The sequence below is a fragment of the Tumebacillus avium genome, assembly GCF_002162355.1.
GTDB classification, from domain to species: Bacteria; Bacillota; Bacilli; order Tumebacillales; family Tumebacillaceae; genus Tumebacillus_A; species Tumebacillus_A avium.
Genome location: NZ_CP021434.1, coordinates 15001 through 20000 on the forward strand (window position 1 = coordinate 15001; position 5000 = coordinate 20000).

Here is a 5000-nt window from a genome sequence, read left to right on the forward strand (position 1 = left end):
AATGCTGCATTTCAAACATATCTTGACTCACTAAATTCGCTATCCAGTTTTCAAGGAACACTCTGGAGTTCATGGCCTCACGGCCACTTGATCCTCCAAAACTAAACGAGTTGTTGTCAGAGATTGATACGAGTAAGTTGTTGTTTTAAAACTGGCCGTTAGGCCATGAGTATGAGCCGTTAGGCTCGGTACTCCATAGAAAGGAGGTGATCCAGCCGCACCTTCCGATACGGCTACCTTGTTACGACTTCACCCCAGTCATCGACCCCACCTTAGACGGCTGGCTCCTTGCGGTTACCTCACCGGCTTCGGGTGTTGCCAACTCCCATGGTGTGACGGGCGGTGTGTACAAGGCCCGGGAACGAATTCACCGCGGCATGCTGATCCGCGATTACTAGCAATTCCAGCTTCATGCAGGCGAGTTGCAGCCTGCAATCCGAACTGTGAGCGGCTTTTTGGGATTGGCTCCGCCTCGCGGCATCGCAACCCTTTGTACCGCCCATTGTAGCACGTGTGTAGCCCAAGACATAAGGGGCATGATGATTTGACGTCATCCCCGCCTTCCTCCGGTTTGTCACCGGCAGTCAATTGTGAGTGCCCAACCAAATGATGGCAACACAATTTAGGGGTTGCGCTCGTTGCGGGACTTAACCCAACATCTCACGACACGAGCTGACGACAACCATGCACCACCTGTCACCGCTGCCCCGAAGGGAAGGTCTATCTCTAAACCGGTCAGCGAGATGTCAAGTCTTGGTAAGGTTCTTCGCGTTGCTTCGAATTAAACCACATGCTCCACTGCTTGTGCGGGCCCCCGTCAATTCCTTTGAGTTTCAGTCTTGCGACCGTACTCCCCAGGCGGAGTGCTTAATGCGTTAGCTTCGGCACTGAGGGTGGTACCCCCCAACACCTAGCACTCATCGTTTACGGCGTGGACTACCAGGGTATCTAATCCTGTTTGCTCCCCACGCTTTCGCGCCTCAGCGTCAGAAATCGGCCAGCAAGGCGCCTTCGCCACAGGTGTTCCTCCACATCTCTACGCATTTCACCGCTACACGTGGAATTCCCCTTGCCTCTCCGATCCTCAAGCCATCCCGTATCCAAGGCAATCCCAAGGTTGAGCCTTGGGCTTTCACCCCGGACGCAAATGGCCGCCTGCGCGCGCTTTACGCCCAGTGATTCCGGACAACGCTTGCCCCCTACGTATTACCGCGGCTGCTGGCACGTAGTTAGCCGGGGCTTCCTCCTCTGTTACCGTCAGGGTGTGAGCATTCTCTTCTCACACTTGTTCTTCACAGAAGACAGAATTTTACAACCCGAAGGCCTTCATCATTCACGCGGCGTTGCTCCATCAGGCTTGCGCCCATTGTGGAAGATTCCCTACTGCTGCCTCCCGTAGGAGTCTGGGCCGTGTCTCAGTCCCAGTGTGGCCGGTCACCCTCTCAGGTCGGCTACGCATCGTCGCCTTGGTGAGCCGTTACCTCACCAACTAGCTAATGCGCCGCGGGCCCATCCGACAGTGAAGCGAAAGCTTCTTTCTCTTCTCCTTCATGCGAAGGTGAAGCCTATCCGGTATTAGCACTCGTTTCCAAGCGTTATCCCGGTCTGTCGGGCAGGTTGCCCACGTGTTACTCACCCGTCCGCCGCTAACATCTTCGGAGCAAGCTCCGAATCAGTCCGCTCGACTTGCATGTATTAGGCACGCCGCCAGCGTTCGTCCTGAGCCAGGATCAAACTCTCAATAAAAGTTAGAAAGCTTGTATCTTGACTCGCATCAGATCTCTGTAACACTCGTTTAGTTTTCAAGGATCAATCTGTATCGCTGAAAAGCGAATGGTGGGCCCAAGAAGATTCGAACTTCCGACCTCACGATTATCAGTCGTGCGCTCTAGCCAACTGAGCTATGGGCCCTTAAAAATGGAGCGGAAGACGGGATTCGAACCCGCGACCCTCGCCTTGGCAAGGCGATGCTCTACCCCTGAGCCACTTCCGCGTACAGGATGTACGGCGTCCAGCGTTGCGACAGGACGTCGCGTTTTTAGCTGGGCTTCCTTTAAAAAATGGTCGGAATGCAGGGATTCGAACCCTGGACCTCACGCTCCCGAAGCGTGCGCGCTACCAAGCTGCGCTACATTCCGACGTTGTTTATTTCGTTCGTTGTCGCGTGTCTCTCGCGGCGACAGGAGTTATCTTACCATGTCCTCAACTGCATCACAATCGACTTCCTGAAACAAACTTCAGCAAAAATCAGCAACAGCAAGGAGCCAAGTCGCTCGTCCTCTCTCAATCTGCTGATTGCTTCGTATCTAGCATCCCCAAAAAGGTAGTAGATACAACAAAAAAGACCCGATCCGGTATGGATCGGGTCTTTCTCTTTGCCTAGCGACGTCCTACTCTCCCAGGACCCTGCGGTCCAAGTACCATCGGCTCTGCAGAGCTTAACTTCTGTGTTCGGGATGGGAACAGGTGTGACCTCTGCGACATTGCCACTAGATATGGTGGGCCCAAGAAGATTCGAACTTCCGACCTCACGATTATCAGTCGTGCGCTCTAGCCAACTGAGCTATGGGCCCTTAAAAATGGAGCGGAAGACGGGATTCGAACCCGCGACCCTCGCCTTGGCAAGGCGATGCTCTACCCCTGAGCCACTTCCGCATACAGGATGTATGCGTCCCGCGTTGCGACAGGACGTCGCGCACTTAGCGGGGCTTCCTTACAGATATTAAAGTTAATGGCGGAGCTGACGGGATTCGAACCCGCGGTCTCCCGCGTGACAGGCGGGCATGTTAGGCCACTACACCACAGCTCCAAAATAAATGGTGACTCGTACGGGATTCGAACCCGTGAATGCCGCCTTGAAAGGGCGGTGAGTTAAGCCGCTTCTCCAACGAGCCTAAATAGATGGTGCCTTTTACCGGAATCGAACCGATGACCTCATCCTTACCATGGATGCGCTCTACCTACTGAGCTAAAAAGGCAACTGGTGGAGATAAGCGGATTCGAACCGCTGACCCCCTGCTTGCAAGGCAGGTGCTCTACCAACTGAGCTATACCCCCGTGTTTTCAACCGCTCTCTCGCGGCGACAGAAGTTATCTTAACACGTACCTGTATGACTCTCAATCTCTCTTTTCGGCCAAAATCGGCAGAATCAGACTACTAACTCGGAATAGATACTTCTATCTCAATCATTCTATCTCTTTCTCTTATTCACTACCTTATCTGAAGGCATTGAAATAAACAAAAAAGACCCGATCCGGTATGGATCGAGTCTTTCTCTTGCCTAGCGACTTCCTACTCTCCCAGGACCCTGCGGTCCAAGTACCATCGGCTCTGCAGAGCTTAACTTCTGTGTTCGGGATGGGAACAGGTGTGACCTCTGCGACATTATCACTAGATATGGTGGGCCCAAGAAGATTCGAACTTCCGACCTCACGATTATCAGTCGTGCGCTCTAGCCAACTGAGCTATGGGCCCCTAATGGAGCGGAAGACGGGATTCGAACCCGCGACCCTCGCCTTGGCAAGGCGATGCTCTACCCCTGAGCCACTTCCGCATACAGGATGTATGCGTCCCGCGTTGCGATAGGACGTCGCGCACTTAGCGGGGCTACCTTCCAGCGTTGCGACAGGACGTCGCATTCTTAGCTGGACTTCCTCTGAAAAATGGTGGCTCGGGACGGAATCGAACCGCCGACACGAGGATTTTCAGTCCTCTGCTCTACCGACTGAGCTACCGAGCCATGTTACAATTGATCTTTAAAGTGGCGGAGCTGACGGGATTCGAACCCGCGGTCTCCCGCGTGACAGGCGGGCATGTTAGGCCACTACACCACAGCTCCATGTGGTTGCGGGGACAGGACTTGAACCTGCGACCTTCGGGTTATGAGCCCGACGAGCTGCCAACTGCTCCACCCCGCGACAATGATTAAGTTTTAAAAAATGGTGGAGGTTGACGGGATCGAACCGCCGACCCTCTGCTTGTAAGGCAGATGCTCTCCCAGCTGAGCTAAACCTCCACTTGGTGACTCGTACGGGATTCGAACCCGTGAATGCCGCCTTGAAAGGGCGGTGAGTTAAGCCGCTTCTCCAACGAGCCAAGAAAATGGTGCCTTTTACCGGAATCGAACCGATGACCTCATCCTTACCATGGATGCGCTCTACCTACTGAGCTAAAAAGGCGTATGTGGTGCCAGAGGTGGGACTCGAACCCACAAAATCACGATTTTGAGTCGCGCACGTATGCCAATTCCATCACTCTGGCGTACTGGCTGGGGAGGAAGGGATCGAACCTTCGCATGACGGAGTCAAAGTCCGTTGCCTTACCGCTTGGCGACTCCCCAACAAATACAAGATTGAAAATGGTAGCGGCGGAGGGACTTGAACCCCCGACCTACCGGGTATGAACCGGTCGCTCTAGCCAGCTGAGCTACACCGCCATTGTGGCGGAGAGAGGGGGATTCGAACCCCCGAGACGTTTTAGGCGCCTACACGATTTCCAATCGTGCTCCTTCGACCAAACTCGGACATCTCTCCATATGATCTATCGTTGTCTTTCGTTTCGTTCATCACCGCGTCTCTCGCGGCGACAGGACTTATCTTAACATATCCCCAATACCGAATCAACAAAGCCAACCAGACAAAAGCAGTCAAAAACCACTCGTATCACCGATTTCGGGGAACCTTGTCCATATAACTATCTATTTACTCACCTTTTCGCCAAATCTCATCGTTCGCTGTAAGCCAAAAAGGGCACACCTGCCCTCATTGGCGAGTAAATCACTATTCGCTGATCGTCCAGCCCATATTCTCTGTCGAAGAAGACTGCACTTGCAGATCCAGGTCAAAAAGCTGCTGATTCTTGTTCATGAACCCCCCCCTTTCAAATTATCAATCGTGTAAAACAATATAACTGCACTCCTCTATTTTGTCAATCGTTCTGCAAACGCAAAAAGGCCCGATCCTAAGATCGGGCCTTGCTCCTGCCTAGCGACGTCCTACTC

The 5000-nt window shown here is 53.3% G+C and carries 21 tRNA genes and 4 rRNA genes (1 of these 25 running past the window's edge); all 25 read right to left on the reverse strand.

What is annotated here, in order from left to right:
• Positions 1 to 199: 199 nt before the first annotated feature.
• A 16S ribosomal RNA gene (locus CBW65_RS00055) occupies positions 200 to 1746 on the reverse strand.
• A gap of 88 nt (positions 1747 to 1834) precedes the next feature.
• Positions 1835 to 1911, reverse strand: a tRNA-Ile gene (locus tag CBW65_RS00060).
• Between the two features lie 7 nt (positions 1912 to 1918).
• Positions 1919 to 1993: transfer RNA gene (locus CBW65_RS00065), tRNA-Gly, on the reverse strand.
• Positions 1994 to 2061: 68 nt separating this feature from the next.
• Positions 2062 to 2138: transfer RNA gene (locus CBW65_RS00070), tRNA-Pro, on the reverse strand.
• A gap of 239 nt (positions 2139 to 2377) precedes the next feature.
• Positions 2378 to 2494 (reverse strand): 5S ribosomal RNA (gene rrf, locus CBW65_RS00075).
• A 2-nt stretch (positions 2495 to 2496) separates the two neighbouring features.
• A tRNA-Ile gene (locus tag CBW65_RS00080) sits at positions 2497 to 2573 on the reverse strand.
• Between the two features lie 7 nt (positions 2574 to 2580).
• Positions 2581 to 2655, reverse strand: a tRNA-Gly gene (locus CBW65_RS00085).
• A 77-nt stretch (positions 2656 to 2732) separates the two neighbouring features.
• Positions 2733 to 2809 (reverse strand) — tRNA-Asp (locus tag CBW65_RS00090).
• A gap of 8 nt (positions 2810 to 2817) precedes the next feature.
• Positions 2818 to 2894: transfer RNA gene (locus tag CBW65_RS00095), tRNA-Glu, on the reverse strand.
• 8 nt (positions 2895 to 2902) lie between these two features.
• Positions 2903 to 2978, reverse strand: a tRNA-Thr gene (locus CBW65_RS00100).
• A gap of 3 nt (positions 2979 to 2981) precedes the next feature.
• Positions 2982 to 3057: transfer RNA gene (locus tag CBW65_RS00105), tRNA-Ala, on the reverse strand.
• Positions 3058 to 3279: 222 nt separating this feature from the next.
• Positions 3280 to 3396, reverse strand: a 5S ribosomal RNA gene (rrf, locus tag CBW65_RS00110).
• 2 nt (positions 3397 to 3398) lie between these two features.
• A tRNA-Ile gene (locus CBW65_RS00115) sits at positions 3399 to 3475 on the reverse strand.
• 4 nt (positions 3476 to 3479) lie between these two features.
• Positions 3480 to 3554: transfer RNA gene (locus tag CBW65_RS00120), tRNA-Gly, on the reverse strand.
• A 110-nt stretch (positions 3555 to 3664) separates the two neighbouring features.
• A tRNA-Phe gene (locus CBW65_RS00125) sits at positions 3665 to 3740 on the reverse strand.
• A 22-nt stretch (positions 3741 to 3762) separates the two neighbouring features.
• A tRNA-Asp gene (locus tag CBW65_RS00130) sits at positions 3763 to 3839 on the reverse strand.
• Positions 3840 to 3842: 3 nt separating this feature from the next.
• Positions 3843 to 3918: transfer RNA gene (locus tag CBW65_RS00135), tRNA-Met, on the reverse strand.
• A 22-nt stretch (positions 3919 to 3940) separates the two neighbouring features.
• Positions 3941 to 4016 (reverse strand) — tRNA-Val (locus CBW65_RS00140).
• Between the two features lie 3 nt (positions 4017 to 4019).
• Positions 4020 to 4096, reverse strand: a tRNA-Glu gene (locus tag CBW65_RS00145).
• Between the two features lie 7 nt (positions 4097 to 4103).
• Positions 4104 to 4179, reverse strand: a tRNA-Thr gene (locus tag CBW65_RS00150).
• A 5-nt stretch (positions 4180 to 4184) separates the two neighbouring features.
• Positions 4185 to 4261: transfer RNA gene (locus tag CBW65_RS00155), tRNA-Leu, on the reverse strand.
• Between the two features lie 4 nt (positions 4262 to 4265).
• Positions 4266 to 4340 (reverse strand) — tRNA-Gln (locus CBW65_RS00160).
• 19 nt (positions 4341 to 4359) lie between these two features.
• A tRNA-Met gene (locus tag CBW65_RS00165) sits at positions 4360 to 4436 on the reverse strand.
• A gap of 4 nt (positions 4437 to 4440) precedes the next feature.
• Positions 4441 to 4533 (reverse strand) — tRNA-Ser (locus CBW65_RS00170).
• Positions 4534 to 4981: 448 nt separating this feature from the next.
• Positions 4982 to 5000: ribosomal RNA gene (gene rrf / locus CBW65_RS00175) — 5S ribosomal RNA — on the reverse strand (it continues 98 nt past the right edge of the window).